Below are 26,760 nucleotides of genomic sequence, written 5' to 3'. Positions count from 1 at the left end.
GGTTGCCGACGAGGACGACTTGATCATCTGCCCCATTTGTAGATAGGAGGGAAAGATGGTCTGTGTAGCCCCCCAAAAAAAATCAGCAAGTTTGGGAGAAAAAGCCATCGCCGTAGAGGATGAGTTTTGCGATTTCAATTATGACGATCTATCAAAACCAAACCCGTGTCAGAACAACATACCGCCAAACAAAAAAAGAATTCTGCACCTGACACTGGTCATATTGCTGGCGCCCTCCATCGCATCCCACGCTACCTCGCTACCCAAATCAGTGAGGGAAAGCTGTGTACTAGATCACACCACTTCACCCAATATTCACTTGCATCGTTTTGCAACCGAGATCTTCTATGAACAGGAAAACTATGCAGATGGCTACGACGCAAGCTACTATTTCTTCTATAGGGACAAGGAGATCGGCTACGCCCAAAAGGCACAAACCAATGCCTTGCTGTATTCAGGAAAGGTCTACCGGCTAGTCGATGCAATCTCCACCTCGTCTCCCCTGCAAATAGCCACCGAGTTCAGTCCAGCACTCGCCGCATGGAGCAAGATAACTACTGCTCAACAAAGCTATATCTGCGTGAGCTTCAATTTTGATGGCATTGGACATAGCGGTACATTCCAGAATTTTCGGGGAGCATTTTTGTTAGACCTTAACGCAAGCAAGTCCCACCTATACTATGCCGAGGGCGACATCCGCAGGACCGCCACAACAAAAAGAAAGACAAAATAACGCCAGACAATTCCCCTCCACGCCCGCCTGCCTATCCTATAGGTCAGATCAGCATTCCTTAGCTCGGGCAACTCGAAATATTGCGATACAAACCCAGCCAGAATTCCCCCGCTTCCCTCGGTATAATCCGCCCACGCGGACCAGTATTACCCCCGCTGGTCCCGGTGTCTACATAAAAGGAATCCTGTGAAACGCACGCTTATCAGCGCCGCCTGCTGCGCCCTACTCGCCTTCTCCGCTCCCGTGCTGCATGCCCAGCAAGCCAACGGCAGCACCGCCCTCGTCTCCGGCATCGACCCGAAGTCGCTGGACCAGAACATCCGCCCGCAGGATGATTTCTACGGTTACGTCAACGGCGTCTGGACCCGCAACACCGAGATCCCGGCCGACAAATCCACCTGGGGCACCTACATCGAACTGCGCGAGATTGCGCAGGGCCAGTTGCGCACCATGATGGAAGCGACGCTGAAAAACCCCGGCAAAGCGGGCAGCGAAAGCCACAAGATCGCTGATCTGTACAGCAGCTACATGAACACCAAGGCGCGTGATGCGGCCGCCTTCAAACCGCTGCATGCCGATCTGGCACGTGTGGCCAGCCTGAAGGACAAGAAAGATCTGCCGGCCCTGTTCGCCTACCTGCAGCTGCAAGGCATCCAGACGCCTATCGGCACTGGCGTAGCACCAGATGCGCAGGACCCCGAACACTACACCGTCAACGTCAGCCAGTCCGGTCTGGGCCTGCCGGACCGCGACTACTACCTGAAAGCCGACGACGCCAAACTGAGCAGCGTGCGCGAAAAATATCTGCAGCACGTAGCAACCCTGCTGGCCATGAGTGGCGACAAGGCCGCCGCCGAACATGCCGCACAGGTGCTCGATATCGAAACCCGTCTGGCGTCGGCTCAATGGACCCGCGTGCAGATGCGCGACCCCGTCAAATCCTACAACCGCGTGCAGTTCGACCAGTTCGGCGCACTGGCACCAGCGTTCGACTGGCAGGCCTACTTCAGCGCCATGGGTCTGGCCAGCAAAGCCAGTTCCGCCGTGGTGCGCCAGCCTAGCTACCTGACCGGCCTGTCCGAAACGATTAGCGCCGTGCCGCTAGCCGCGTGGAAAAGCTACTTCAACTGGCGCATCGTCGAGAGCTATGCGTCCTACCTGAACACCGACACCGTCAAGGAGCGCTTCGCCTTCGAAGGCACGGTGCTGCGCGGCGTGCCGCAAAGCGAACCGCTGTGGCAACTGGCGCTGCGCTACACTGATGGCGCCATGGGCGACGCCGTGGGCAAGCTGTACGTGAAGATGTTCCTGCCGCCTGAAACCAAGCCGCGCGTGATGGCCATGTTCGACAACTTCGTCGCCTCCTTCCGCGACGGTATCGAGCAGCTGGACTGGATGGGCCCTGAGACCAAGAAAGAAGCCCAGGCCAAGCTGGCCGCGCTGAAACCGAAGATCGCCTATCCGGAAAAATGGCGCGATTACAGCGCGCTGAAAACCCAGCCGCACGACCTGATCGCCAACGTGCGCGCCGTGCGTAGCTGGTCGCGCCAGCAGAACTTCGACAAGCTGGGCAAGGAAGTGGACCGCGACGAATGGTCGATGACGCCGCAAACCGTCAACGCCAGCTACAGCCCTGCGCTCAACTCGATCACCATTCCGGCCGCGATTCTGCAGCCGCCGTTCTTCAACGTGAAAGCGGAAGACGCCGTCAACTACGGCCTGCTGGGGATTACCTTCGGCCACGAAATCAGCCACGCCTTCGACGATTCGGGCAGCCAGTACGATGCCAAAGGCCGTCTGCGCAACTGGTGGACGCCGGAAGACCGCCGCGCCTTCAAGGAGCGCGCAGCAGGTCTGGTCAAGCAGTACGGTGCCTACAGCCCCGTACCGGGCTACTACATCAACGGCGAACTGACGCTGGGTGAAAACATCGGCGACAACTCCGGCCTGTCGATCACCTACAAAGCCTACCAGCGTTCGCTGGGCGGCAAGCCTTCGCCGGTGCTGGATGGTCTGACGGGCGAGCAGCGCCTGTACATCGGCTTCGCCACCAAGTGGCGCGCCAAGCTGCGTCCTGAGGCGGCCATCGCCCAGATCAAGAGCGATCCGCACTCGCCGGGCGAGTTCCGCGCCAAAGGCACGGTGATGAACCAGCCGGGCTTCTACGAAGCCTTCGGCATCAAACCGGGCGACCCTATGTATCTGCCGCCCGAGCAGCGCGTCATCATGTGGTAACCGAGGACTGACCAGGTGTGCCGCTGCTGTCTGCGGAACAGCGGCACATCTGCATTCCTATTACGAAGTACGCATTAGTTCAGCCCCAATATAGGCTCATCGAACGCTTTAGTAAGCGACGCTATAACGCCGGGCGAGCAAGCCCAGATTCCTGTCCAGCGTCCACAGTCGCGCCGACGGCGTCATCAGGGTTGATAGCAGCAGCATCAAATCAATCAGACCACAACCCAAGCCGAACAACGATTCTCGTTCGATAAAAGCGACACTCGCTTTCACCTCTATCCACTGACTCAAAGGCAATAGGTCAAGTGTCCGCATGGTCTGTACACGCGGCGATGGCGGTGTTCCCGATGCGATCTCCCCAATTATCATGGGGTGGATCAACACAAGGCCACGCGTCAGCAGGTCCGAGAGCGAAGTATTTTTATACCGAAAATGATCGATCCAGACAGAGGTATCGACTAGCACGCTCATTTAGCTATTGCATCTCGAAAGCGGGGAACTTCAGCCATATCAGGCATGGTGCCACCAAGCGTGGCCAATTGCATGCCGGCGCGTATCCGCACCAGCATTCTGAGTGCCTGATCTATCAGTTCACCTGCATCAGCTGTGGGATCAACCAGAGACATTGCCGCGTTCCACAACTGATCATCAACGGTTACGGAAATTTTCATGGCATCTCCGGCTGTTAAGCGTTAGCGGGCATGTGCCATTCAATTGAATGGCAGTTAATGGTTCTGACCGACTTACTTGTGTTCAGTTCCGCAATCTCGCAAGAAATTTCGACAAGATCAATATGCTCTTAGCTGGAGTGCTAATCGCTACCCGGCAGGCGTTGCACCCTAATGGGGGTCTTTTTCCTGCCACTTGGAAGCCCCCAGCAGGATCACGTGCAATTGCTGCACGAAGTTCTCTTCCATCTCCCCTTCCAGCAGCGGCTGGCCGGGCGGCAGATCAAGAATGTCGGTCGCCGCCGCCAGCATGGTCATGACGACCAGCCCGCACACCATCTGCAGCCGCGGCGTGGATAATTCACGATAGCGCCCCAGCGTCCGCAAATCCTGCGCCATTTCGTTGGTGAAGTGCGTCACATCCGTGCGGATCGCCAGCCGCAGAATCCGGCTGCCGCCCGAGCGCTCGGTGGCAATGAACTGGAACTGCAGCCGGTTGGCCTTGACATAGTCGAGGTAGACGCGCACCGAACGGCGCAGGATGGAACCGCGCGATACATCGATCTGGCGCGCCTCGCGCAGCAGACGGCGCAGCGTAATGCCCATCTCGTCCACCAGTTCCAGCCCCAGTTCGTCCGTATTGCGGAAGTGGCGATAAAAGGCATTCGGCACCACGCCGGCCTGCCGCGCAATCTCGCGCAGGCCCAGACTGGTGAAGCTGCGCCCTTCCCCTACCAGCGTCAGCGCCGCTTGCAGCAAAGCTCTGCGGGTGCCCGTCTTGCGCTCGGGGCGTGCCGTACTTTCCTCGGTATCGTGTTCGCTCATGGTCGTCGTGTGTACAGATGTACCACTATTTTACCCGCTCAATGCGGGGAGATGCGAGGCCGAAAGAGCATACTTGCTGATTTATTAAGCACAACACGCTTGACTTGATGTGTACAAGTGTCCACAATTACGTCGATTCTATTTATTTGCTATACCATGACGATCCAAGCATCACTGGCGCGTCTGGCGGACATGTTTGCCTATCCGCTGCGCCATTCCCACTACGTAGAGCTGGTCAACCCGCTCTGGACTACCCATAAACTGATGGCACGGGTTATCTCCGTGCAGCAGGAAACCGACGACAGCCGCACCCTGACCCTGCGCCCCGGTACGGGCTGGCGCAGCCACCGTCCCGGCCAGTTCGTGCGCCTAGGCGTGCCTATCGACGGCCAGCGCCATACCCGCACCTATTCGATTTCATCCGCGCCTAACCGCGAGGATGGCTGCATTACGGTCACCGTCAAGGCGGTGCCGGGCGGCCGCGTATCACAGCATCTGGTACAGCAGGTGCAGGTGGGCGAATACCTGCCGCTGGGCGAACCGCAGGGCGAATTCGTGCTGCCGGAATCCATGCCCGTGCGCCCGCTATTCATCACCGCCGGCAGCGGCATCACGCCCATCATGAGCATGCTGCGCAACTATGTGCAGGAACTCGAAGTGATCCCGGACAGCGTGCACCTGCACTACGCGCCGCATCCGCGCGAGGCGATCTTCGGCAGCGAACTGGCAGCGCTGGCTGCCAGCCAGCCGCATTACAAGCTGCAGCACATTTACACGCGTGAAGGCGGCGCCCACTTCAACGCGGCCCAGCTGGAAGCCGTCTGCCCCGACTGGCGCGCACGCGAAGTCTGGGCCTGCGGGCCGGCCAGCCTGCTGGAAGCGGTGGAAGCCCACTGGCATGCTGCAGGGCTGGACCATCAGCTGCATGTGGAGCGCTTCCACGCGCCCATCGCCATCAGCACGGAGGCTGCTACCGCGGGCCGCGTGCGGTTTGCCGCCAGCGCGACCGAAGCGGCTTCGGATGGTGTGAGTAATCTGCTGCGCATCGCCGAAGATGCCGGCCTCAATCCCAAGCACGGCTGCCGCATGGGCATCTGCCACGGCTGCGACACCAAGCTGGTGAGCGGCAGCGTGCGCGACCTGCGTAACGGCACCCTCATCGCCGAACCGGGCGACACCGTGCAAGTGTGCGTCTGCGCCGCCGTGGGCGACGTCGAACTGGCGCTGTAACTAATCATCGAGAATTTCATGCCTATCCCATCTCACCTTACTCCCGCCGACATCGACGCCTTTGGGGCGCAGGTCGAAGCGATCCGCAATGAAGTCATGGCCGACCGCGGCGAGCGCGATGCGCGCTATATCCGCCGCCTGCTGACCATCCACCGCTGCCTCGAAATCGGCGGCCGCCTCGGCATCTACGCCAGTCTGGCGCTGTTGCCGCAATGGGGCCACGCGCTGGCCAGCTGGGCGCTGTTCTGGCCCGTGATGGTGCTGGGCGTGCTGACGCTGGGCGCTGCCAAGATTCTGGAAAATATGGAGATCGGCCACAACGTGCTGCACGCCCAGTGGGACTGGCTGCGCGATCCGGAAATCCAGTCGGGTCGCTGGGAGTGGGATCACGTCTGCCCGTCCGACCAGTGGAAGCACGCGCACAACGTCAAGCACCATACGTGGACCAACGTGCTGGGCAAGGATGCCGACGTGGCGGGCTATGGTCTGCTGCGCATGTTCTCGGGCCAGCGCTGGAAGCCGTTCAATCTGGGTAATCCGCTGTGGGCGCTGCTGCTGGCGATCTTCTTCGAATGGGGTATCGCGATTCAGGAGCTGGAGCTGGGCCGCGTGATCAAGGGCCGCATGAAGTGGTCGGTGCTGCGGCCGATGCTGCTGCGTACGCGTGCCAAGATCTGGCGCCAGATGCGCAAGGATTATCTGCTGTACCCGCTGCTGGCTGGCCCGTTCTTCTTCTATGTGGCCGGTGCGAATGCGGTAGCCAACATCGTGCGCAATCTGTGGACCTATCTGATCATCTTCTGCGGCCACTTCCCGATGGACGTGCATGTGTTCACCAAGGCCGAGGTGGAGAATGAGACGCGGGCGCACTGGTATGTGCGGCAGTTGCTGGGTTCCTGCAATATCAGCGGCGGTAAGCTGTTCCACATCATGAGCGGCAATCTGAGCCACCAGATCGAACATCACCTGTTCCCTGATATGCCGAGTAACCGTTATGGCGAAGTGGCGCCGCGTGTGCGCGCGCTGTGCGAGCAATATCGCCTGCCGTATCACACAGGTTCGCTGACGCGCCAGTTTGGTACCACGGTGCTGCGCATACTGCGCATGAGCTTCCCCGGTTACAGCCCGTATCTGGACAGCGCACCGCCACCGCGTGCGCCGCGTACGCGCGCAACGACTGAATCCACGACGCCAGCCTAACTAGCGCGCCGTGTGATTCACGCCCTTGCGCTGTTGCGCGCCGATCGGCTCTTGCGCCGCGACGCAGACCGCTTGGGCGCAGTGTGCTGATACTTCGTTTCTCCCGTAACCGCGCGCTGCTTATTGACGATGCGCGCGGCTACTTCCTCTTCCCGGCCCGGATAGCGGCCTTCCTGTTTGAATTTGCGCTCCAGCATACGATATTCGCGCTCGCGTTTGGGACTTGCTCCTTTGGGCATTTCCACCTCCTTTAGCCAAGCTGCCAAAATACCGCAGCGGGCGCCCCGGATATGCGACATACCGCACGGAGAGGATCACTGAAAGGGCAAAAGATGGTGCTACATCTTCAAGGGAGCACTCTTCATGAGTCATCCAGACAGCAGCAGCAACCCACCGCCTAGCCATCCCGCGCCGCCCTTCCCGCACCGGCAGCAGCCCTGGCCGGGTCTGGCCTGCAAGATGTCCCCCCGCCCCGATCACGGTGAAACCAGCTATCGCGGTTCAGCAAGGCCGCAAGAGCATCGCCTCGCCCGACGCTATACGGAATGAGGATTTCTGCAAAAAGCTGATCGCCGTAGCGGCCGCACTTTTCTGGACGCAGTTACATGTGACAGGCGGCCAGCCTGCCGAACTGGCTGGCGTGTACGTACGGCTAGCCTCGAATGAGGCTAGTTATGCGACGGGACAAGTGTATGGCGCAGTGGGCGGCAACGGTGGCCCTTGAGCGCGAAGGCCCGCACCGCGCCGAGCTAGCCCCGGAAATGCGGCACCGGTTCAGTCGAGGAAGTCGCCGTACTCGCGCTGGGCAAAGCCCTTCAGGTTTTGCCATGGCAGAGCAGCCGTAACGCTAGCCTGCGGCTGCACTTCGATGCGGTTAAACAGGGTGGCAGCCTGATCGCCGCTCTCGATCAGCAAAGGTATCTGGCGCTGCTCGTCCCACAACACACGGCGGAAGGAACCATTGCGCACCTGCTCACGCCAGCGCGCACCAGGCACCGTCGAAGCACGCGACGATAAGGGCATCGCCATCACCAGCTTGGGGTCGAACAGATAATAGGCGTTCGCCCACGAACCGTCGAAATCGACGTTGCCGTATTCGCCGGGCGGTACCGCGATGACTTCCTTGTGCGCCAGATCGACATACTCGAGGCGGGGCTTGTCGCCATCCAGCTGTACGTGACGCGGCAGTTGTGCCGGATTGAAGTGCTTGTGCACGCTGCGCTCATGATCGCCGGCATGTGCCGCCGCAGCGGCCTGCGGCGGCAGCACGCGCGCCACCCAGACATGGCCGGGACGGCGCAGCATGGTTTCCTGATAGCGCACTTCGCGCGTGACGCCTTCGGCCGTCACGGCTTTGCTGTAGTACTGGATATTCAAGTCGAGCGGAGGTGCAGCCACGCTGGCAGCTTGGGAATAGCCGCCAGCCAGCAACAGAATCAGGGCGAGTGTACGGAACATGCTTGCTTAGAAAAGAAACTGAAAACAAAAAAAGGTGCCCGGCCTGCATGGCCGGACACCGCACATCATCAGAAACCGAAGGCGGATTTCAGCAGAGTGAATACCTTGGTATTGTCTATCGTACCTTTGAAGGTCTTGGCGCCGGCACCGGTGGCGAACAGCTTGACGTCGCCACCACCGTGGGTTTCGCTCGACAGCTTCACGCCCGTCTCTTGCAAGTAGTCGCTACCGAGTGCGGTGGCGCTATCGACACTGCTACGAGTGTTGGGACGATTCGGGCCATTACCGAACACCAGCGTGGTGTAGGTATTGCCGTCGGCATCTTTGCTCGGCTGGCCAGTCTTGTAGTCGCGGTTGATGTCCAGAATAGGATTGCCGCGCTTGCCGTAACCGTTGAAGGCCAGCGTGTGGTCGTGGTCAGCGGTGACCACGATCAGGGTGTTGGCCAGCGTCGGGTCGGTCAGCTTGGCCTTGTCCAGCGCAGCCTTGATGGCGTCATCGAAAGCAATGGTATCGGTCAGTGCGCGCTTGGCATTGGTGCCGTGCAGCGCGTGGTCGATACGGCCGCCTTCCACCATCAGGAAGTAGCCATTGCTGTTTTGCGACAGCAGGTCCATGGCCTTGACGGTCATCTCGGCCAGGCTAGGCTGATTGGCGCCCTCGCCTACCGGTGGTGTGGCGGTACGGTCCAGCTCATATTCGAGGTGGCTGCGGCTGCTGTACAGACCAATGAACTTCTTGCCATTGGCGGCAGCATTCATTTCAGCTTTAGTAGCGGCCACGGTGTAACCTTTGGCTGCCAGTTCGGTCAGCAGGTTGCGGCCATCAGCGCGACCGGTCTTGTTGGTCGCAGCGTCGTAAGGCGTAAAGTGGTTGCGGCCGCCGCCCATCAGAACGTCGACGCCGTCACCGAGCGCGCTGTTATAGCCGGCGCCACCCGGCACGGCCTGCGCAGCAATCGCGTATTGGGCGTTGCGGTTGCAGATGTGCGAGAAGGTAGCCGCAGGCGTGGCGTGGGTCAGCTCAGTGGTGGTGATCGAACCGACGGCCTTGCCCTTGGCCTTGGCCAGTTCCAGGATGGTGGGCACCGACTTGCCATTGGTGCTGGCGCAGTTATCGACGGTCAGGTTGCCGTTGGCATCCTTGCTAGGCGGCGTAGCGACCGTTTCGGGCGACATCGAAATCACTTCGTTGGCCATCTTCACGCCCGTCATATAGGCGGCCATCGATGGTGCCGAGTCGGTGGTCTGGGCGTCGTAGGAATAGGTCTTGATGCGCGCAGTGCGCTCCAGCTTATCCATGTTCAGGCTACCGTCTTCGCCATACTTGTAGATACGCGAGGCAGTAATGGTGGATGGGCCCATGCCGTCGCCGAGGAAGAAGATGATGTTCTTGGCTTCGCCCGCTGCGTTGGCGGCACTGGCAAAACCCAGTGCCAGAGCGGCTGCAATGATAGTTTGCTTCATGTTCAGTTCCAGTCTTTAGATGTGATCAGAGGCCGGCGGCCGCCTTCACCAGGGCGTTGACCTTGGTGTTGTCGATGGTGCCATTGAAGGTGTCGGCGCCCTTGCCTATCGCGCCGAGGAACACGTCGGTGCCGCCATGGGTCTCATTGCCTGCCGTGACGCGTACCACGGCTTCCTGATGGTAGAGGTTAGCGCTGGTTACGCTGTCGTCTAGGCTAGCCATCGCGGAGCGGCTGCTCTGGGTACGGTTCTCACCATTGCCGAAACCGATGATCGAGTATGGTGCGCCATCGTTATCCTTGGTCACCAGACCGGTAACGTAATCCTTCACGACACCGAGTACGCCGGCGTTGCTGGCAGTGGTCTTGCCGGTACGCTTGGCGTAGCCGTTCAGTACCAGCGTGTGGTCGTGGTCAGCGGTGACAACGATCAGGGTGTTCTTCAGATCCGGATCGCTCACGCGCGCCTTGGCGATGGCGGCCTTGATGGCGTTATCGAAAGCGACGGTATCCTGCAAGGCTTTCTTGGCGGTGGTTTCGTGCAGCGCATGGTCGATACGGCCACCTTCCACCATCAGGAAGTAACCCTTGTTGTTCTTGGCCAGCACGTCCATGGCTTTGGTGGTCATCTCGGCCAGGCTGGGTTCCTTGGCCGGATCGCGGTCGAGGTCATAGCTCATGTGGCTGGAGGTGAACAGGCCCAGCAGACGGTCAGTCTTGCTGGCGTCGATGGCGCTGAACTCGCTCGCATTGCTGGCATAGGCGTAGTTCTTGGCCTTCATTTCGGCGATCAGGTCACGGCCGTCGGCGCGCTTGCCGCCGTCTTTGGAGGTCATGAAGAATTGACGGCCGCCGCCCAGCAGGACGTCCAGACCATTGGTGCCCAGCGCGCTGTTGTAGCCAGCGCCGCCCGGCACAGCCTGCGCAGCGATGTCGTTTTCCAGATCGCGGTGGCAGATGTGCGAGTAGGTTGCAGCTGGCGTCGCATGGGTCACGCGGGTGGTGGTCACGACGCCAGTCGATAGACCTTTGGCCTTGGCCTGCTCCAGCAGGGTCGGCACGGATTTGCCGTTGCTGCTGCCGCAGCTATTGCCCAGCAGGTTGCCGTTGGCATCGGCGATCGGGCTGTTGGCAACGGTGTCGGTACTCATCGAGATGACTTCGTTATTCATCTTCACGCCGGTCATGTAGGCCGACATCGACGGGGCGCTATCGGTCACCTGCGCGTCGTTGGAGAAGGTTTTCACGAAAGCGGTTTCCGGCAGGGTGTCCATGGTCAGCTCGCCATCCTCGCCGACGGAGTAGATGCGGGCGGCAGTCATGGTGGTCATGCCCATGCCGTCACCGAGGAAGAAGATTACATTGGTCGGGGTTGGGGTCGGTGGCGTTGTGTCGCCTTGGTTGGACGACGTGCTGCTATTGCCGCAGCCGGTGATCAAGGTCGCGGCAGCGATGCTCAGCGCCGTCATCAAGAAAGCTTTGCGTTTCATGTTGTACATCCAGCTTGGTTGAAAAGCTGTGAATGTAACAACGCACTGTGACAAGGCGATGACGGAAGCTTAGCTTTCCCAGGTTCCAAAGAGACTCATGAAATTGAAAGTGCTCTGCCCCGTGATCCTGCTCAAGATGAGCACTCTCCTTCTTCGAGACAATCGCCTCCGGTATTTCAATTGAGCACTTGCGTAAGCACGGCACGCCTCGACAGGATCGAACTTATCAAACCGGCTCAGGGAGGAACTAATGGCGATCGACGTATACCTGCAGATCGAAGGCATCAAGGGTGAATCGACTGATGCAGAACACTCAGGCTGGATTGAATGCACTTCGGCACAGTGGGGCGTGATGCAACCCAAGAGCGCCACGGCCTCCACAGCGGGTGGTCATACGGCTGAACGCTGCGACTTGCGCAGCATCTCGATCACTAAACTAGCAGACCTGGCGTCACCGGTTCTGATGCAGAACTGTGCATCCGGCCGGACCTTAGCCAAAGCCCGCATCGAGTTCATGCGGGCCGACGGTCAGGGCGAACGCATCAGATATTACGAAGTCGAACTCGAAAACGTCCTGATAGGTTCGGTCAATCAGTCGGTTCACGAAGGCGATATTCTTCAGGACTCCGTGAGTTTGAAATTCTCGAAAGTGCGCTGGAAGTACACGCAGCAGAGAGTGCTGGGTGGTGCCGGCGGCAACACTTCCGGCGGCTGGGATCTCGCCTCCAATCGCATCGCATAACAAGGCAATCATGGGAGTCATCGTCCAACCCAAAGATCCGCGTGGATATTTCATGCTACCGCAGGCACCCGCAGATGCTGGCTATTATGTATATGGCACACCGGGCGACGGCGCAGCGCAATTCACTGCACCCAAGTTGTTGAGTCTTATCTTCGCGGTCGAGCGCGAATGGCAATCCTTCGATGATCGAAAATTTGGGATTGGCAATATCAGTATTTCAAACGGCCAAAAATTCGACCACGCGTCACATACAAGCGGTCTGGAGGTCGATGTCAGGCCTCTGCGTAAGGACGGAAAGCGTCTTCCAGTGACCTACACCGAGCCCAACTACGATCGGGACGGCACGGCAAAACTGATCGAACTGTTTAGGGCGCATGCTGTTGGCTCGATTTTTATTTTCTTTAATGACACGAAGATCGCCGGTGTGCGACCTCGCTTCAAACACGATAACCATTTCCACTTCCAATTCAATCAGGTAGTCAGATAAAGGGGCACCGATGCTTGCTGTTTTTCTTATGCTGGTGGCCAGCGCCAGCCCGCAGGCACGCGTGGTAAAGCGTCCTATTCCACAAGATGCTAAGTCAGTTATCCGCTCCGTTCATGTCGCTGCACAGGCCAAAGATTACCGAGCTTTGAAGGCGTTGATGGTGCCCGAATTCAAGTGGAGCTTTGGCGGTGATAGCGATGCGGATCAGGCTATCGAAGCATGGAAGCACGATCAAGAAGCGCTACGCGAGCTATCACGTGTCACTCGGCTACGTTGCTTGTTCAAAGCTGATACGAAAACGATCCAGTGCCCTGCCAACTCAGGCATCTACTATCGAGCGGGATTTACTAAGACTGCTGAGGGTTGGCGTATGTCGTACTTTGTTGCTGGCGATTGATATCACAACAAACTGATTTTCCACGCATGTATCGGAAAAAGCAAATGCGCCGGACTCAGATCGGCGTTCACAAGGTCGCGGCAGCGATGCTCAGCGCCGTCATCAAGAGAGCTTTGCGTTTCATGTTGTACATCCAGCTTGGTTTAAAAGCTGTGAATGTAACAACGCACTGTGCCAAGGCGATGACGGAAGCTTAACTTTCCCAGGTCACCAAGAGGCTCATGGAATTGAAACTGTTCTGTCCCGTGACCTTGCTCAAGATGAGCACTCTCCTTGTTCGAGACAATCGCCTCCGGTATTTCAATTGAGCATTTACGTAAACATGGCAAGTCTGGACAGCATCAAACTTATCAAACCAGCTCAAGGAGGAACTAATGGCGATCGACGTATACCTGCAGATCGAAGGCATCAAGGGTGAATCGACTGATGCAGTACACTCAGGCTGGATTGAGTGCACTTCGGCACAGTGGGGAGTCATGCAACCCAAGAGCGCCACGGCATCTACAGCGGGTGGTCATACGGCAGAACGTTGTGACCTGCGCAGCATCTCGATCACTAAGCTTGCTGATCTGGCTTCACCAATCCTGATGCAAAACTGTGCATCTGGTCGGACCTTGCCTAAAGCCGGCATCGAGTTCATGCGGGCCGACGGTCAGGGCGAACGCATCAGATATTACGAAGTCGAACTCGAAAACGTCCTGATAGGTTCGGTCAATCAGTCGGTTCACGAAGGCGATATTCTTCAGGACTCCGTGAGTTTGAAATTCTCGAAAGTGCGCTGGAAGTACACGCAGCAAAGAGTGCTGGGCGGCGCCGGCGGCAACACTTCCGGCGGCTGGGATCTCGCCTCCAATCGCATCGCATAATTGGAGTCAACATGACCATGATCGTTCAGCCACGCGACAATCGCGGCTTCCTGATGATTCCCCAGATGCCAGAAGGGGTCGGATATTACACTTACGGCAACCCGGGCTCCGGTGTTAATCAGTATGTTCACCCTAGAATGCTGACATTAGTATTTGCAGTCGAACGTGAATGGCAAACAATGGATTCCCGTCGTTTCGGCGTCGGTGATATCAGTTCCGCTGGTGGCACTGCCGTCAATGACCATGAATCCCATCGAACCGGTCTTGATGTCGATATATGGCCATTGCGCAAGAACGGGAAACATGTCGCCTGTGTATATCAGGATAAAGATTACGACCGATCCGCAACAGAAAGACTCATCAATCTTTTCAAAGCGCTTGCCCCAGTACCGCTGCTTATTCTGTTTAATGATTCGAAAATTGCAGGGGTGCGGCCATGGCCCCGACATGATGACCACTTTCACGTGCAACTCAAACTGCGATGATGAGACACATCACTAAGGGCTTTTTAGCCGGAGCGCTCATTTTCGGATTCGCCTTTGCAGCACCCCAAAACACATGGGATGGCACGTACAGCGCGTTTTCTGGCTACTTCCTTCTCTACTCGAACGATCTGGCTGAAAAGGCACCGCCGACTAAAGCAGACCGACGCGCCTCTTTCGCCGTTCAAGGCGCAATCGCCAAGACTTTGTTTGAGTCCATCGGTCCGGATCAAAAAGACGCCTGCGGCGCATCCACCGACTTGCGCATCCGGTCGCGTGGCGACTTAAGTTGCACTCATTACAAACCAGACAAGAAGAATCCTTACACTTGCCACTTTGGTCTGGACTTGAAAACAGGTAAGAGCATCGCTGGCTCGATTTGCTGATGCTGGACCAAACGAGGCGGACTGTAACAAGTACATCCTAGTCAAGTTCTCTGGTCTCCCATCCGTGCAGTGATAGTTGGCTGACGTTGCATCATCTCGGGAGGACTTATTCCTTGAATTCCGAAATTTCCCGGAATTTGCATACTAGAAAGAAATTTGCGCTACGCGCTAGCGCCTCCGGCGCGCTGCCGCTACGCGGCAGCAAAGTGGCGATTCGGAGCGGCTCGCCCCCGCAGGGGCGATGCCTTCGAATCCCCCTCGCAGAGCGCGCAGGCGCTCTGCTTCTCTCCGCCAGGAATACAAATGTTAAAAAGGCCACCCGAGGGTGGCCTTTTTAACATTTGTATTCCTGGCGGAGAGAGGGGGATTCGAACCCCCGATAGGCTATAAACCTATACACGCTTTCCAGGCGTGCGACTTCAACCACTCATCCACCTCTCCTGCTTGCTTCCCCTTCCGGAGAAGCCGCAAATTATAGCAAATATTCCCAAGACTACAAAGTTTATTTGCCGCGCCTAACTTATTGCTTAGGACGCTTCTTTCAGCTGCTCCAGAATCGCTGGATTTTCCAGCGTGGAGACGTCCTGCGTAATCGTCTCGCCCTTGGCCAGCACGCGCAACAAACGACGCATGATCTTGCCCGAACGGGTCTTCGGCAGGTTGTCACCAAAGCGGATTTCTTTCGGTTTGGCGATAGGACCAATCTCTTTCGCTACCCAGTTGCGCAGCTCCAGCGCCAGTTTCTTGGCATCTTCGCCAGTCGGACGTGCCTGCTTCAGCACGACGAAGGCGCAGATCGATTCGCCCGTGGTTTCGTCCGGCTTGCCGACCACCGCAGCTTCCGCTACCAGCGGATTGGCGACCAGCGCCGATTCGATTTCCATCGTGCCCATACGGTGACCGGAAACGTTCAGCACGTCGTCGATACGACCGGTGATGGTGAAGTAGCCGGTATCCTTGTTGCGGATCGCGCCGTCACCTGCCAGATACATCTTGCCGCCCAGCTCTTCCGGGAAGTAGCTCGATTTGAAGCGGTCCGGGTTGTTCCAGATGGTACGGATCATCGATGGCCATGGACGTTTCACGACCAGAATACCGCCCTGACCATTCGGCACGTCGGCGCCCGATTCGTCCACGATGGCTGCCATGATGCCCGGCAGCGGCAGCGTGCACGAGCCCGGTACCATCGGGGTTGCACCCGGCAGCGGGGTGATCATGTGACCGCCCGTTTCGGTCTGCCAGAAGGTGTCCACAATCGGGCACACTTCGCGGCCAACCTGGGTGTAGTACCACATCCATGCTTCCGGATTGATCGGCTCACCCACGGTGCCCAGCAGACGTACGCTGGACAGGTCGTAGTTCTTCGGATGCACACTGGCGTCCAGATCGGAAGCTTTGATCAGCGAACGGATCGCGGTCGGCGCCGTGTAGAAGATGCTGACTTTGTGCTTGGCAATGGTGTCCCAGAAGCGGCCGGCGTTCGGGAAGGTCGGAATGCCTTCGAATACCACCTGGGTGGCGCCCACTGCGGTCGGACCGTAGGCGATGTAGCTGTGGCCCGTCACCCAGCCGATGTCGGCGGTACACCAGTACACATCGTTAGGCTTGATGTCGAACGACCATTTCATGGTCAGGGCGGCCCACAGCAGGTAGCCGCCGCTCGAGTGCTGCACACCTTTCGGGGTACCGGTCGAACCGGAGGTGTAGAGAATGAACAGCGGGTGCTCGGCATCGACCCATTCTGGCTCGCATTCGGCCGACTGCTTGTCCACCAGATCGTGCAGCCACAGGTCGCGGCCTGCCACGAAGTTGATGTTGCCGCCCGTGCGTTTGTAGACGATCACGTCCTTGATGGTGTCGCAGCCGCCCAGTGCCAGTGCTTCGTCGACGATGGCTTTCAGTGGCAGCTGTTTGCCGCCGCGCATCTGTTCGTCGGCGGTGATCACGGCCACGGCGCCGGCGTCGATGATACGTTCCTGCAGCGATTTGGCGGAGAAGCCGCCGAACACTACCGAGTGGGTCGCGCCGATACGGGCGCAAGCCTGCATGGCGGCCACGCCTTCAACCGACATCGACATGTAGATGATGACGCGATCACCTTTCTTGATGCCGCGCGATTTCAGGCCGTTGGCGAATTTGCAGACTTTTTCGTGCAGTTCCTTGTAGGTCACGTGCACCGATTTGCCATCGTCCGCTTCAAAGATGATGGCGGTCTTGTCGGCATTGCCGTTCTGCAGATTGCGATCCAGGCAGTTGTACGATACGTTCAGGTGGCCGTCTTCGAACCATTTGTAGAACGGGGCATTGTCTTCGTTCAGCACTTTAGTGAACGGTTTCTGCCATACCAGGTTTTCCTTGGCCAGACGGCCCCAGAAGCCTTCGTAGTCGGCAGCTGCTTCAGCGCACAGGGCGTTGTAAGCATCCATGCCCGATACGGTAGCCTGCGCGGCGAACGCTGCTGGCGATGGGAAGATGCGGGATTCTTGTGGACCTTGTTGAGTCGTGGTGCTGGTCATGCTCGTCTCCTGAGTTTGTAATCTTTGAGATAACCATAATCGCCGTCGCTTACTGAGCCCTTACAGGCCGTGGTGGCGAACAGACTATATTAGCATTATGTCATTTTACCAAGATTTCCGCCCGCTGTAGCACGCACCACAGCAGACGCGACATTGCACTGCGATTCAGCGTTTGCGCGTGTAAAATATCGGCAACCCGCGCTACGGCGCTATTTCCGGAGTTCCCCTGCATGACCCAACCCAGCCCGAATCCGCGCCCGCTGCGTCCCCTGCCTGCGTTTATTTTCATGTCACGCTGGCTGCAACTGCCGCTGTATCTGGGTCTGATACTGGCGCAGTGCGTCTACGTGTTCCACTTCTGGGTCGAACTGAAAGACCTGATCGGCGCGGCGCTCGGCAACGAAGCAGCGCTGCAGCACATCTTCGCGGCCGTGGCTGTGCCGGGCGCACCGGTGCCGGACAAACTCAACGAAACCACCATCATGCTGGTGGTGCTGGGCCTGATCGACGTGGTGATGATTTCGAATCTGCTCATCATGGTCATCATCGGTGGCTACGAAACCTTTGTGTCGCGGCTTGATCTGGATGGCCATCCCGACCAGCCCGAGTGGCTGTCGCACGTGAATGCTTCCGTGCTGAAGACCAAGCTGGCCATGGCCATCGTCGGCATTTCGTCCATCCATCTGCTCAAGACTTTTATCAACGCCAACGCCTACGAAATCAAGGTGCTGGTGGCGCAAACCGTTATCCACGTTGTGTTCCTGCTGTCCGCGCTGGCGATTGCCTACACTGACCGCATCACCAGCGTTACGCATCAAGAATCCAAGTCACACTAACCCGCGAGACCATCATGACCATCATCAAGCAAGAAGACCTGATCGATTCCGTTGCCGCTGCTCTGCAGTACATCAGCTACTACCATCCGGCTGACTACATCGAGCATCTGGCGCGCGCTTACGAGTCGGAACAAAGCCCTGCTGCCAAAGACGCTATCGCCCAGATCCTGACCAACTCGCGCATGTGCGCGGAAGGCAAACGTCCGATCTGCCAGGACACCGGCATCGTCAACGTGTTCCTGAAAATCGGTATGGGCGTGCGCTTCGAAGGTTTCACCGGCACCGTCACCGATGCCGTCAATGAAGGTGTGCGCCGCGCCTACAACTACGATGACAACAAGCTGCGCGCGTCCATCGTGGCCGACCCGCAGTTCGACCGCAAGAACACCAAGGACAACACCCCGGCCGTGGTGCACATGGAACTGGTCGAAGGCAACACGGTCGACGTGAAGGTCGCAGCCAAAGGCGGCGGCTCGGAAAACAAATCGAAGATGATCATGATGAATCCATCCGATTCGCTGATCGACTGGGTACTGAAAACCGTGCCGACCATGGGCGCTGGCTGGTGCCCGCCGGGCATGCTGGGTATCGGTATCGGCGGCACTGCCGAGAAAGCCATGCTGATGGCCAAGGAAGTGCTGATGGAAGACATCGATATGTACGAACTCAAACAGCGCGGCCCGCAGAACAAGCTGGAAGAACTGCGTATCGAACTGTGCGACAAGATCAATGCGCTCGGCATAGGCGCACAAGGCCTGGGCGGCCTGACCACCGTGCTGGACGTGAAGATAATGATGCACCCTACCCACGCGGCTTCGAAACCCGTGGCGATGATTCCTAACTGCGCGGCGACCCGTCACGGCCACTTCGTGCTGGATGGATCGGGTCCTTCCTACATGACCCCGCCACCGCTGTCGACCTGGCCGAACGTAAGCTGGGCACCGGACACGGAACTGTCGAAACGCGTCGATCTGAACACGCTGACCAAAGAAGAAGTCGCTTCGTGGAAACCGGGCCAGACCCTGCTGCTGAACGGCAAAATGCTGACCGGCCGCGACGCTGCGCACAAGCGTATTCAGGACATGCTGGCCAAAGGCGAGCCGCTGCCAGTGGACTTCAAAAACCGCGTGATCTACTACGTCGGTCCAGTCGATCCGGTACGCGACGAAGCCGTAGGCCCAGCCGGCCCGACGACCGCGACGCGCATGGACAAGTTCACCGACATGATGCTGGAAAAAACCGGCCTGATCGCCATGATCGGTAAAGCCGAGCGCGGCCCTGCTGCCATCGAATCGATCCAGAAGCACAAATCGGCTTACCTGATGGCCGTTGGCGGCGCCGCGTATCTGGTGTCGAAAGCCATCAAGAGCGCCAAGGTACTGGGCTTCGAAGACATGGGCATGGAAGCCATCTACGAGTTCGACGTGGTCGATATGCCAGTGACGGTCGCCGTTGATGCCGCTGGTACGTCGGTGCACAACACCGGCCCGAAAGAATGGGCAGCCAAGATCGAACAACTCAACGTACCTATCGTTAAAGCCTGATGTCCTTGAGCCGTAGCGCGCATGCCCCCATCGGCGTCTTTGATTCCGGTGTGGGCGGCTTATCGGTACTGCGGCACATCCGTGCCCAGTGCCCGCAGGAAGATCTGCTGTACTTCGCCGATTCCGCCCATGCTCCGTATGGCGAAAAGAGCGAAGCCTATGTGGTGGAGCGCTCGCTGGCGATCGCGGAGTTTCTGCTGTCGCTGGGCGCCAAGGCGCTGGTGGTGGCCTGCAATACGGCCACTGTGGCCGCCATCAAGGCGGTACGGGCGCGCTATCCCGAGCTGCCCGTAGTCGGTGTCGAACCCGGCCTGAAACCGGCGGCAGCGGCTAGCCACAACGGCAAGGTGGGTGTGCTGGCCACGGCGCGCACGCTGCAGGGCGAAAAATTCCTGCAGCTGCGCGAGCAGATCAGCAGCGCTACCGGTGCCGAGTTCCTGCTGCAGCCAGCCGTGGGGCTGGTGGACCAGATCGAACTCGGTGATCTGCACAATCCGGCCATCGCAGCCATGCTGGAGCATTACATCGCGCCCCTGCTGGAGCAAGGCGCCGATACGCTGGTGCTGGGTTGCACCCACTACCCTTTCGTGCGCGATGGCATACAGCGCGTGCTCGATAATCACGGACGCAGCGACGTGCAGCTGATCGATACGGGTGATGCCGTGGCGCGCCAGCTGGTGCGTCTGCTGACGGCCGCCAGCCTCTTGCGCCCAAGCGCGGCTGATACGGTGTCAGCGCCGGCAACGCTGCGCGCCTACACCAGCGCGCCCGTAGCAGCAATGGCAGCAGCTTTCGAGCACTTGTTAGGATGGCACCCACAAGTGGAACAGGTGGCCGTTTAAGCTGTTCTGGCAGGCATCTGAAGCTGCTTTCCAGAAAACTTGCATTTACATTTGCACGTTTGGGAATCGGCCTGTATAATGCGGCACCTGCACACGAAACGGTGTGTAGTTAGAAGTAAATCAGCGGTGGCTGTAGCTCAGTTGGTAGAGTCCAGGATTGTGATTCCTGTTGTCGTGGGTTCGAGCCCCATCAGCCACCCCAAAACTTTTTAGTATTTTAAATACTATGAGTTACTTCTAAAGTCAGGAAATCTGATTTCCGACGATGTAAAAAACAGCTGCCTCGAGCAGCTTTTTTTTCGTCCGAAATCAACGCATAAATTACACATCATAAATTTGCAAAATTCAACAATAGCGATGACAGAAATACGTCAATTTGCGATATTTGATTGATTTGGGCAAATATTCGTGTATCATGAGAATTATTCGCTACCCCAGTCTCGGTTGGCGGATGTCACCGGCACCTCCAAACCTGTGCCCCTCTTAAGCCAGTCTGGTTTGTTGAACTTTCAGCACATCGCCCAGCCTGCGCAAATCACTCTTACAAGCGGAAAAGATGATGAAAAGCATAGGAATACGTGCGCAGCTAACGCTCGCCTTTGGTGGGTTGACTTTACTCCTGGTGACAGTCTCCATCCTCTCATTCAAGAACTTCCATGGTCAGTTCGAGCTGTTTGAACACTATGTGAATGGCACACGGGCGCGCTCCGAGGCGGCTCATCAGGTGCGCGAAGCCATAGACTTGCGCGCCGTGGCGGCACGTAATCTGCTGCTGGTAACTTCTGCTGCCGAAAAAGAAAAAGAAAAACTGATCGCCGTGCAGGCTCACCGTGATGTCCAGACAAATCTGGCGACGCTCAAGCGACTGGCGGAACAGCCGGACGTGACCCAGGAAGTGCATCAGCTGATCGACCGGATCGACGCTATCGAGCGCCGCTATGCTCCCGTGGCGCTTGCCATCGTGGATCTGGCCTACCAAGGGCAAAATGATGAAGCGGTTCGCAAAATGAACGAGGAATGCCGCCCCTTGCTGGCCGAGCTGGTGGCAGCGTCGAATGCCTACGCCACACTGACTACCGGGCGTTCGAACAAGCTGATTGACGAGGTGGGAGACAACTACCGTGCAGCCCGTAACACCATGCTGATCTCCAGTATTTCTGCCGTTCTGCTGGCAGCGATCGCGGGCTGGATCATCCTGTCCCGTTTGCTCAAAGCACTGGGTGCCGAACCAGCCGAGCTGTGCCAAGTGGTGGAGCGGGTCGCCGCAGGGGATTTCACCCAGCAGTGCCAAGTGCGCCCACATGATCAACATAGCATCCTGGCGGCAGTCGAACGCATGCAGGCATCGCTGATCCAGGTCGTGGCGACCGTGCGTGTCGACGCCCAGTCCGTGGCGCTGGCGGCATCGGAAATCTCGCAAGGCAATAGCGATCTGTCCAGCCGCACGGAGCGTCAGGCAGGTTCGCTGGAAGAGACGGCGTCTTCGATGGAGGAATTGACATCGACCGTACACCAGAACGCACGAAACTCCGCCGAAGCGCATGCTTTGGCGATCGAGGCGTCCGACGTAGCGCGCAACGGTGGCAAGGCGGTAAGCCGCGTGATCGAAACGATGGCTTCCATCAACGAAGCTTCGGTACAGATCGAAAGCATCATCAGCGTCATCGAAGGGATAGCCTTCCAGACCAATATCCTGGCCTTGAATGCCGCCGTTGAAGCAGCACGCGCAGGCGATCAGGGACGCGGCTTTGCCGTGGTAGCGACCGAGGTGCGCAGCCTGGCCCATCGCAGTGCGGCCGCGGCCAAGGAAATCAAGGAGCTGATCAACAACACCTCGGCGCGCGTCGGCGAAGGTACCGAGCTGGCCGCCAATGCCGGTGCAACGATGGCGGCCGTGGTCGAAAGTGTTGCGCGCGTGAGTACAGTGATTGCCGCGATCAGCGGCGCCAGCAGCGAGCAATCTCATGGAATCCAGCAGATCAACCAGGCCATCGCCGAAATGGACGATGTGACGCAGCAGAATGCTTCGCTAGTCGAGCAGGCTGCCGCCGCGGCCGAAGCCTTGAATGGACAGGCCGCCAATCTGGTGCAAACCATGAGCGTCTTCCAGCTACGTGACCAGCAGGGCCGCCATGAGGTGCTTGCCTTCCGCACTCCGCCACACCGGCGTGGAGGAGGTACCCCGCCGCATCTACTGGCCGCTGCGTAACACCGCATGAGTCATGGGCAGAGTAAGATTCCGCACAGTGTGATTACTCTGCCCCGCGGCGTCGTTCGGACACGACTTCCCTTCACAAAAATTTCTTCGCACCTGTTTCCGAAAAGCACTAGATGGCGCTACAATAAGATCTGCTGCGCGTTTGCGCCGCATACGTCACTCTCTGAATTCCAGCTCTGCCATGTCTGAAGAAAAAACTCTGCACGAAGTCGCCACCTACAGTAAGGACACCCCGACCAGCCGCCCCGATCTGGACGGCCGCGCCGGTGTTTTCGTTCCCACCGATAAGTTCGACGTAGCAGGCTCGACGACTATCCGCAAAGGTTCGGGCATCGCCGGTTTCGGCAACCCCGATGGCTCGCTGACGGTGTATTTCGAAAACAACCGCTTCGATGACAGCAGCCTGCATAAATGGGAAAACAAGGTCCGCAAGGCCTATGACCGCATGGTCATGAATGCCCCTACCGTGAACAAGGCCAAGCTCGATCCGAAGATGCTCGACTACGTCGGCTTCATTGACGGCCAGGGCATACAGCTCAAGCATCCGGAACTGCTGCAGCAGTGGCTGGAGCTGTCCGGCGCAGTCGACACGGCACCCGCCGGTCCTATCGTGGTCTGGCCTAAATCGAAGAGCCGCTTCTAAGCCACGAGGCATAGTCCTACAACGTGTCGGAGCATAGTCCGACGCCCAAATGACAACTCCCGCGTTATGCTGAACTCACAACAAGTTCAAACATACGCGGGAGTTTGCTATGGTACGCACCTTACATATTGCTACGGGCGCGCTGTTGCTAAGTCTGGCATGCGCAGCCACCTATGAACTCTGTTCCGGCAGCATGCTGGATCAGCAGAACACAGCCCTCTACCAGCTACGCTAGGATGATGCAGCAGGAATTTCATCCTGCTGCATCCGGCTGTGCTGCCATCAGCGGCGGCGACCACCCCAGCCACGGCCATGATAATGGCCGCCGCAGCACCAGCGGCCGAACGAGAAGTCCAGTCCGATGCTGACTGGCGGGTAGTAATACGCCGGTGCCGGGGCATAGTACACCGGCGCTGGAGCGTAATACACGGGCGCCTGGGTCACGTAAGTCGTGGTGTAGGCAGGTTCGCTGGTGTAAGTCACACGGCGGCTGGCGACCGGCACTTCTTCCGTCGTATAGACGGTGGCCGGACCACTGGCAACTACACGGTCGGACGGCATCACCGACACCGTATGCCACTGGTAAGGGTCCTGCACGCGGGGCGCAGCCGAATAATAGGCCGGCTGCTGGGTCGCGCAGCCACTCAGGCCAGCCACCGCCAGCACGGCAACGATCAGGGTTTTGTTCATGGCGCTTCTCCTCTAATGGAGCCACTATAAATCGAAGCAGCCCACGCCGGCACAGGCATTACAGCTTGTTACACCCGTTGTTACAGATGAAAAAAAAAGGAACCGCTAGCGGTTCCTTTTCTTATAGGACGGGAAGATCAGTCCAGCTTCCACGCATAGTCCACCTTGGTCCAGGTCTCGGCAGGTGCGCCGTCCTTGGTGCCCGGTTTGAACTTGCAGGCGCTCAGCGACTTGATGGCGGCCTTGTCCAGATTTTTGAAGCCGCTGCTCTTGTCGACCTTGGAGTCGGCAACGGTGCCATCAGCCTTGACCAGGAAGGACATGGAAACCGTGCCCTGCTCCTCGTTCATCAGCGACGCTTTCGGGTATTCCGCTTTGCAGGTCTTGGCATCGAACGATGCTGGAACCTCGGCAGCAAATGCTGCTGGTGCGCTCGAAACGAGCACTGCTGCAACCACACTCAACCAACGCTTATTCGTCAACATCTGATTTCCCCCCAGTATTTAGTATCCGGCACACCGGCCATGGCATCATGGCCGGCGAGGCAGTCTTACAGCTTCCAGCTATAGTCAACCTTGGTCCAGGTTTGGGCGACTGCGCCATCCTTGGTGCCAGGCTTGAACTTGCATGCACTCAGGGCTTTCACTGCGGCCTTGTCGAGGTTTTTATAGCCGCTCGACTTATCTACTTTCGATTCCACCACGGTGCCGTCAGCGGCCACCAGGAAGGACATCGTTACATCGCCCTGCTCTTCGTTCAACAGCGAAGCTTTTGGGTATTCAGCTTTGCAGTTCTTGGCATCAAGCGATGCAGGAACATCAGCAGCAAAGGCGGTCGAAGCAGCCGACAGAATGACGGCGGTAATAACACTGGTCGAAAACTTATTCATCATGCGTTCCAAGCTAATTATTATTAACAACTGATTAATCGAATCCCACAGCGGACCTACGTGCCACACAAAAGCGTGGCGGCAGACTGCGGCAAAGGTTTGCTACAAATTAAAACTCTTCCCACTCATCACTACCAGCGGCGCTAGGTGCAGGCGCAGCTTTCTTGGCTTTGGCAGCCGGTGCAGCGGCTGGTGCTGGTGCAGCAGCCAGCTTCTTCACAGGTGCACGCGGCGCTACCGGCTTGGCAACTACCTTGGCGGCAGCTGCTGGCTGGTAAGCCGCTACGCTGCGCTCATCACCTTCAGTCAGTTTGAAGATGCTGACCACGCGTGCCAGTTCATTGGCCTGATCCTGCAGACTCTGGGCAGCAGCGGCAGCTTCTTCTACCAGTGCAGCATTCTGCTGGGTCATGGCATCCATCTCGATAATCGAGTGGTTAACCTGTTCGATACCTGCGCTCTGTTCCTGGCTGGCGTTGGCGATTTCGCTCATGATGTCGGTGACGCGGCGTACCGAGGACACCACTTCTTCCATCGTCACACCAGCCTGGCCTACCAGCTTGGTACCTGCGCCGACTTTCTCTACCGAGTCGTCGATCAGCATCTTGATTTCTTTGGCGGCGCCAGCGGAACGCTGGGCCAGATTACGCACTTCCGATGCCACCACCGCGAAGCCGCGACCCTGTTCGCCGGCACGGGCGGCTTCCACTGCAGCGTTCAGCGCCAGAATATTGGTCTGGAAGGCGATGCCATCGATAACGCCGATAATGTCCACAATCTTCTTGGCCGAAGCGTCGATCGAGCTCATCGTGTCAACCACTTCCGACACCACTTTACCGCCGCGCAGTGCCACATCCGAAGCGGCCGAAGCCAGCTGGTTAGCTTCACGGGCATTGTCTGCATTCTGTTTCACCGTCGAGGTCAGCTCTTCCATGGCCGAAGCGGTTTTTTCCAGCGAGCTGGCCTGCATTTCAGTACGCGACGACAGGTCGATGTTACCGGCAGCGATTTCACGCGATGCGGTACCGATAGTTTCCGTACCCGAACGTACCTGGCCTACGATGTCGACCAGGCTGTTGCGCATTTCTTTCATTTCGGCCAGCAGGCTGTCCTGATCCTGACCTTCCGTGTTGATGCTGATCGACAGGTCGCCGTTGGCGATAGCGCCAGCAATCGATGCGGTGTAATCCGGTTCGCCGCCCAGCTGTTTCAGCAGACCACGGGTAATCATGTAAGCAGCCACCATCGAAATTGCTACCGCTAACAGACCCATGATGATCATGAAGTTACGGGCACTGGAGAAGCCTGCAGCGGCATCATCCTTCACCTGCTCGTTCATCTTGTCTTCCAGCGCAGCCAGTTGTTCCAGCGCAGCCATCCATTTTTTCTGGGCTGGACGGATTTCTTTGATCAGTACTTTGGTCGCGTCTTCGGCTTTATTGGCCAGCCACATTTCCGACGCTTTAGCGATCGCCGGCATGGCGATGGCTTCCTGTTCTTTCACGGTGGCCAGCAGGGCTTTCTCTTCGGCCGTGGCTTCCAGCGCAAATTGCGAGCTCAGCTTGGTCTGCGCATCCGCGTATTTCGACGCCAGTTCCTTGATGCGATTCATTTCTGGCTCCATATCGCCAGCATCGGTCATCAGGGTCAGGATACGCAGCGAAGTGATACGGTCGCCAACGTTGTTACGCATATCAACCACCAGACGCGACACCACGTTGTTCACCGAAATAACGTGATCCAGACGCTGCTGGATCTGGCTCATACGCAGAATGCCGACGGCAGTCACCGCCACGAGGAATAATAGGACCAGCGCAAAACCAAGACCCAGGCGCGTTCCGACTTTCATTTTTGCTAAATTCATTTCGTCTTCTTCGTAAGTGACAAAGTTGATATGAGTGCCGGAGATGGTCCC

General features: G+C 58.0%; 29 protein-coding genes, 2 tRNA genes and 1 pseudogene. 19 read left to right on the top strand and 13 right to left on the bottom strand.

Annotated elements, in window-relative coordinates:
• Nucleotides 1-55 precede the first annotated feature (55 nt).
• Complete coding sequence (locus tag GTP23_RS19070; RefSeq protein WP_161036558.1) at nt 56-733, top strand: hypothetical protein; 678 nt, start codon at nt 56-58, stop codon at nt 731-733.
• A 186-nt stretch (nt 734-919) separates the two neighbouring features.
• Nucleotides 920-2,968 carry a M13 family metallopeptidase gene (locus GTP23_RS19065; protein ID WP_161036557.1) on the top strand — a complete coding sequence of 683 codons (2,049 nt, stop codon included), beginning with the start codon at nt 920-922 and terminating at the stop codon, nt 2,966-2,968.
• A 108-nt stretch (nt 2,969-3,076) separates the two neighbouring features.
• Here GTP23_RS19065 and GTP23_RS19060 read toward each other — a convergent pair whose 3' ends face one another.
• The 3 genes from GTP23_RS19060 to fabR form a co-directional block, all read right to left on the bottom strand.
• Complete coding sequence (locus tag GTP23_RS19060; RefSeq protein ID WP_161036556.1) at nt 3,077-3,442, bottom strand: PIN domain-containing protein; 366 nt, start codon at nt 3,440-3,442, stop codon at nt 3,077-3,079.
• Nucleotides 3,439-3,642, bottom strand: coding sequence for a type II toxin-antitoxin system VapB family antitoxin (locus tag GTP23_RS19055; protein ID WP_161036555.1), 204 nt, complete (start codon nt 3,640-3,642; stop codon nt 3,439-3,441). Before GTP23_RS19055 ends, GTP23_RS19060 begins: the two co-directional genes overlap by 4 nt.
• Nucleotides 3,643-3,810: 168 nt before the next feature.
• Nucleotides 3,811-4,464, bottom strand: a complete 654-nt coding sequence (gene fabR, locus GTP23_RS19050) for an HTH-type transcriptional repressor FabR (RefSeq protein ID WP_161036554.1) — start codon at nt 4,462-4,464, stop codon at nt 3,811-3,813.
• Nucleotides 4,465-4,620: 156 nt separating this feature from the next.
• Here fabR and GTP23_RS19045 point away from each other — a divergent pair, with 156 nt between their 5' ends.
• Together GTP23_RS19045 and GTP23_RS19040 are read left to right on the top strand one after the other, a co-directional pair.
• Complete coding sequence (locus tag GTP23_RS19045; RefSeq protein WP_161036553.1) at nt 4,621-5,694, top strand: ferredoxin reductase; 1,074 nt, start codon at nt 4,621-4,623, stop codon at nt 5,692-5,694.
• Nucleotides 5,695-5,712: 18 nt separating this feature from the next.
• Complete coding sequence (locus GTP23_RS19040) at nt 5,713-6,894, top strand: fatty acid desaturase family protein (protein WP_161036552.1); 1,182 nt, start codon at nt 5,713-5,715, stop codon at nt 6,892-6,894.
• Nucleotides 6,895-6,911: 17 nt separating this feature from the next.
• Here GTP23_RS19040 and GTP23_RS19035 read toward each other — a convergent pair whose 3' ends face one another.
• Entirely contained in the window at nt 6,912-7,133 is a 222-nt protein-coding gene (locus tag GTP23_RS19035) for a hypothetical protein (protein ID WP_161036551.1), read from the bottom strand.
• 166 nt (nt 7,134-7,299) lie between these two features.
• Between GTP23_RS19035 and GTP23_RS22840 the strand changes: the two are divergent.
• Nucleotides 7,300-7,404: pseudogene (locus tag GTP23_RS22840) on the top strand (SDR family oxidoreductase); the annotation flags it as partial.
• On the top strand, nt 7,376-7,618 hold the full coding sequence (locus GTP23_RS23095) for a hypothetical protein (RefSeq protein ID WP_202412255.1): 243 nt from the start codon (nt 7,376-7,378) through the stop codon (nt 7,616-7,618). The pseudogene GTP23_RS22840 and the gene GTP23_RS23095, both read left to right, overlap by 29 nt.
• 50 nt (nt 7,619-7,668) lie before the next feature.
• Here the strand turns inward: GTP23_RS23095 and GTP23_RS19025 are convergent, their stop codons facing one another.
• The 3 genes from GTP23_RS19025 to GTP23_RS19015 form a co-directional block, all read right to left on the bottom strand.
• Entirely contained in the window at nt 7,669-8,352 is a 684-nt protein-coding gene (locus tag GTP23_RS19025; protein ID WP_161036550.1) for a hypothetical protein, read from the bottom strand.
• A 68-nt stretch (nt 8,353-8,420) separates the two neighbouring features.
• Nucleotides 8,421-9,818, bottom strand: coding sequence for an alkaline phosphatase (locus GTP23_RS19020; protein ID WP_161036549.1), 1,398 nt, complete (start codon nt 9,816-9,818; stop codon nt 8,421-8,423).
• A 25-nt stretch (nt 9,819-9,843) separates the two neighbouring features.
• Nucleotides 9,844-11,316 (bottom strand): alkaline phosphatase, encoded by a 1,473-nt coding sequence (locus GTP23_RS19015; RefSeq protein WP_161036548.1) that lies wholly within the window; start codon nt 11,314-11,316, stop codon nt 9,844-9,846.
• 241 nt (nt 11,317-11,557) lie between these two features.
• Here GTP23_RS19015 and GTP23_RS19010 point away from each other — a divergent pair, with 241 nt between their 5' ends.
• The 7 genes from GTP23_RS19010 to GTP23_RS18980 all read left to right on the top strand — a co-directional run bounded on the left by GTP23_RS19010 (nt 11,558) and on the right by GTP23_RS18980 (nt 14,667).
• Nucleotides 11,558-12,049, top strand: a complete 492-nt coding sequence (locus tag GTP23_RS19010; protein ID WP_161036547.1) for an Hcp family type VI secretion system effector — start codon at nt 11,558-11,560, stop codon at nt 12,047-12,049.
• Between the two features lie 10 nt (nt 12,050-12,059).
• Nucleotides 12,060-12,536, top strand: coding sequence for a hypothetical protein (locus GTP23_RS19005; RefSeq protein WP_161036546.1), 477 nt, complete (start codon nt 12,060-12,062; stop codon nt 12,534-12,536).
• 10 nt (nt 12,537-12,546) lie between these two features.
• A complete protein-coding gene (locus tag GTP23_RS19000; protein ID WP_161036545.1) occupies nt 12,547-12,933 on the top strand; it encodes a hypothetical protein in 387 nt (128 codons plus the stop codon).
• A gap of 44 nt (nt 12,934-12,977) precedes the next feature.
• A complete protein-coding gene (locus GTP23_RS18995; protein WP_161036544.1) occupies nt 12,978-13,130 on the top strand; it encodes a hypothetical protein in 153 nt (50 codons plus the stop codon).
• 177 nt (nt 13,131-13,307) lie between these two features.
• Entirely contained in the window at nt 13,308-13,799 is a 492-nt protein-coding gene (locus GTP23_RS18990; protein ID WP_161036543.1) for an Hcp family type VI secretion system effector, read from the top strand.
• Between the two features lie 11 nt (nt 13,800-13,810).
• A complete protein-coding gene (locus tag GTP23_RS18985) occupies nt 13,811-14,284 on the top strand; it encodes a penicillin-insensitive murein endopeptidase (protein ID WP_161036542.1) in 474 nt (157 codons plus the stop codon).
• Complete coding sequence (locus GTP23_RS18980) at nt 14,281-14,667, top strand: hypothetical protein (RefSeq protein WP_229256177.1); 387 nt, start codon at nt 14,281-14,283, stop codon at nt 14,665-14,667. Before GTP23_RS18985 ends, GTP23_RS18980 begins: the two co-directional genes overlap by 4 nt.
• Before the next feature lie 350 nt (nt 14,668-15,017).
• Here the strand turns inward: GTP23_RS18980 and GTP23_RS18975 are convergent.
• Nucleotides 15,018-15,108, bottom strand: a tRNA-Ser gene (locus GTP23_RS18975).
• A gap of 86 nt (nt 15,109-15,194) precedes the next feature.
• Entirely contained in the window at nt 15,195-17,183 is a 1,989-nt protein-coding gene (gene acs, locus GTP23_RS18970) for an acetate--CoA ligase (RefSeq protein WP_161036541.1), read from the bottom strand.
• Between the two features lie 230 nt (nt 17,184-17,413).
• Between acs and GTP23_RS18965 the strand changes: the two genes are divergently transcribed.
• The 6 genes from GTP23_RS18965 to GTP23_RS18940 all read left to right on the top strand — a co-directional run bounded on the left by GTP23_RS18965 (nt 17,414) and on the right by GTP23_RS18940 (nt 23,266).
• On the top strand, nt 17,414-18,019 hold the full coding sequence (locus GTP23_RS18965) for a TIGR00645 family protein (protein WP_155434523.1): 606 nt from the start codon (nt 17,414-17,416) through the stop codon (nt 18,017-18,019).
• Nucleotides 18,020-18,033: 14 nt separating this feature from the next.
• Nucleotides 18,034-19,563, top strand: coding sequence for a fumarate hydratase (locus tag GTP23_RS18960; protein WP_155434522.1), 1,530 nt, complete (start codon nt 18,034-18,036; stop codon nt 19,561-19,563).
• Nucleotides 19,563-20,405, top strand: a complete 843-nt coding sequence (gene murI, locus GTP23_RS18955; protein WP_161036540.1) for a glutamate racemase — start codon at nt 19,563-19,565, stop codon at nt 20,403-20,405. Before GTP23_RS18960 ends, murI begins: the two co-directional genes overlap by 1 nt.
• Nucleotides 20,406-20,531: 126 nt before the next feature.
• Nucleotides 20,532-20,607 (top strand) — tRNA-His (locus tag GTP23_RS18950).
• A 405-nt stretch (nt 20,608-21,012) separates the two neighbouring features.
• Nucleotides 21,013-22,614: a methyl-accepting chemotaxis protein gene (locus GTP23_RS18945; RefSeq protein WP_161036539.1), complete on the top strand. Its 1,602-nt coding sequence runs from the start codon at nt 21,013-21,015 to the stop codon at nt 22,612-22,614.
• 190 nt (nt 22,615-22,804) lie between these two features.
• Nucleotides 22,805-23,266, top strand: coding sequence for a hypothetical protein (locus tag GTP23_RS18940; protein WP_161036538.1), 462 nt, complete (start codon nt 22,805-22,807; stop codon nt 23,264-23,266).
• 282 nt (nt 23,267-23,548) lie between these two features.
• On the opposite strand, the gene GTP23_RS18935 is transcribed toward GTP23_RS18940, so the two are convergent.
• The 4 genes from GTP23_RS18935 to GTP23_RS18920 form a co-directional block, all read right to left on the bottom strand.
• Nucleotides 23,549-23,956, bottom strand: coding sequence for a putative periplasmic lipoprotein (locus tag GTP23_RS18935; RefSeq protein ID WP_161036537.1), 408 nt, complete (start codon nt 23,954-23,956; stop codon nt 23,549-23,551).
• A gap of 137 nt (nt 23,957-24,093) precedes the next feature.
• On the bottom strand, nt 24,094-24,441 hold the full coding sequence (locus GTP23_RS18930; protein WP_161036536.1) for an energy transducer TonB: 348 nt from the start codon (nt 24,439-24,441) through the stop codon (nt 24,094-24,096).
• A 65-nt stretch (nt 24,442-24,506) separates the two neighbouring features.
• Nucleotides 24,507-24,845, bottom strand: a complete 339-nt coding sequence (locus tag GTP23_RS18925; RefSeq protein ID WP_161036535.1) for an energy transducer TonB — start codon at nt 24,843-24,845, stop codon at nt 24,507-24,509.
• A 109-nt stretch (nt 24,846-24,954) separates the two neighbouring features.
• Nucleotides 24,955-26,709 carry a methyl-accepting chemotaxis protein gene (locus GTP23_RS18920; protein ID WP_229256176.1) on the bottom strand — a complete coding sequence of 585 codons (1,755 nt, stop codon included), beginning with the start codon at nt 26,707-26,709 and terminating at the stop codon, nt 24,955-24,957.
• Nucleotides 26,710-26,760: the final 51 nt, after the last annotated feature.

This window comes from Duganella fentianensis, from assembly GCF_009857835.1.
Classification (GTDB): Bacteria; Pseudomonadota; Gammaproteobacteria; order Burkholderiales; family Burkholderiaceae_D; genus Rugamonas; species Rugamonas fentianensis.
Note: the sequence above shows the minus strand (reverse complement) of the source record. Positions and strands in the feature narration are given on the sequence as shown.

Bases quoted from the DNA above. Each gene is read 5' to 3' on its own strand.
- GTP23_RS19060 (WP_161036556.1), bottom strand. From the start codon at position 3,442: ATGAGCGTGCTAGTCGATACCTCTGTCTGGATCGATCATTTTCGGTAT.
- GTP23_RS18930 (WP_161036536.1), bottom strand. From the start codon at position 24,441: ATGTTGACGAATAAGCGTTGGTTGAGTGTGGTTGCAGCAGTGCTCGTT.
- GTP23_RS18960 (WP_155434522.1), top strand. From the start codon at position 18,034: ATGACCATCATCAAGCAAGAAGACCTGATCGATTCCGTTGCCGCTGCT.
- GTP23_RS19040 (WP_161036552.1), top strand. From the start codon at position 5,713: ATGCCTATCCCATCTCACCTTACTCCCGCCGACATCGACGCCTTTGGG.
- murI (WP_161036540.1), top strand. From the start codon at position 19,563: ATGTCCTTGAGCCGTAGCGCGCATGCCCCCATCGGCGTCTTTGATTCC.
- GTP23_RS19025 (WP_161036550.1), bottom strand. From the start codon at position 8,352: ATGTTCCGTACACTCGCCCTGATTCTGTTGCTGGCTGGCGGCTATTCC.
- acs (WP_161036541.1), bottom strand. From the start codon at position 17,183: ATGACCAGCACCACGACTCAACAAGGTCCACAAGAATCCCGCATCTTC.
- GTP23_RS19015 (WP_161036548.1), bottom strand. From the start codon at position 11,316: ATGTACAACATGAAACGCAAAGCTTTCTTGATGACGGCGCTGAGCATC.
- GTP23_RS18985 (WP_161036542.1), top strand. From the start codon at position 13,811: ATGACCATGATCGTTCAGCCACGCGACAATCGCGGCTTCCTGATGATT.
- GTP23_RS19000 (WP_161036545.1), top strand. From the start codon at position 12,547: ATGCTTGCTGTTTTTCTTATGCTGGTGGCCAGCGCCAGCCCGCAGGCA.
- GTP23_RS18990 (WP_161036543.1), top strand. From the start codon at position 13,308: ATGGCGATCGACGTATACCTGCAGATCGAAGGCATCAAGGGTGAATCG.
- GTP23_RS18995 (WP_161036544.1), top strand. From the start codon at position 12,978: ATGCGCCGGACTCAGATCGGCGTTCACAAGGTCGCGGCAGCGATGCTC.
- GTP23_RS18935 (WP_161036537.1), bottom strand. From the start codon at position 23,956: ATGAACAAAACCCTGATCGTTGCCGTGCTGGCGGTGGCTGGCCTGAGT.
- fabR (WP_161036554.1), bottom strand. From the start codon at position 4,464: ATGAGCGAACACGATACCGAGGAAAGTACGGCACGCCCCGAGCGCAAG.
- GTP23_RS18965 (WP_155434523.1), top strand. From the start codon at position 17,414: ATGACCCAACCCAGCCCGAATCCGCGCCCGCTGCGTCCCCTGCCTGCG.
- GTP23_RS19045 (WP_161036553.1), top strand. From the start codon at position 4,621: ATGACGATCCAAGCATCACTGGCGCGTCTGGCGGACATGTTTGCCTAT.
- GTP23_RS19010 (WP_161036547.1), top strand. From the start codon at position 11,558: ATGGCGATCGACGTATACCTGCAGATCGAAGGCATCAAGGGTGAATCG.
- GTP23_RS18920 (WP_229256176.1), bottom strand. From the start codon at position 26,709: ATGAATTTAGCAAAAATGAAAGTCGGAACGCGCCTGGGTCTTGGTTTT.
- GTP23_RS19055 (WP_161036555.1), bottom strand. From the start codon at position 3,642: ATGAAAATTTCCGTAACCGTTGATGATCAGTTGTGGAACGCGGCAATG.
- GTP23_RS19020 (WP_161036549.1), bottom strand. From the start codon at position 9,818: ATGAAGCAAACTATCATTGCAGCCGCTCTGGCACTGGGTTTTGCCAGT.
- GTP23_RS19070 (WP_161036558.1), top strand. From the start codon at position 56: ATGGTCTGTGTAGCCCCCCAAAAAAAATCAGCAAGTTTGGGAGAAAAA.
- GTP23_RS19035 (WP_161036551.1), bottom strand. From the start codon at position 7,133: ATGCCCAAAGGAGCAAGTCCCAAACGCGAGCGCGAATATCGTATGCTG.
- GTP23_RS18940 (WP_161036538.1), top strand. From the start codon at position 22,805: ATGTCTGAAGAAAAAACTCTGCACGAAGTCGCCACCTACAGTAAGGAC.
- GTP23_RS18980 (WP_229256177.1), top strand. From the start codon at position 14,281: ATGATGAGACACATCACTAAGGGCTTTTTAGCCGGAGCGCTCATTTTC.
- GTP23_RS18925 (WP_161036535.1), bottom strand. From the start codon at position 24,845: ATGAATAAGTTTTCGACCAGTGTTATTACCGCCGTCATTCTGTCGGCT.
- GTP23_RS19005 (WP_161036546.1), top strand. From the start codon at position 12,060: ATGGGAGTCATCGTCCAACCCAAAGATCCGCGTGGATATTTCATGCTA.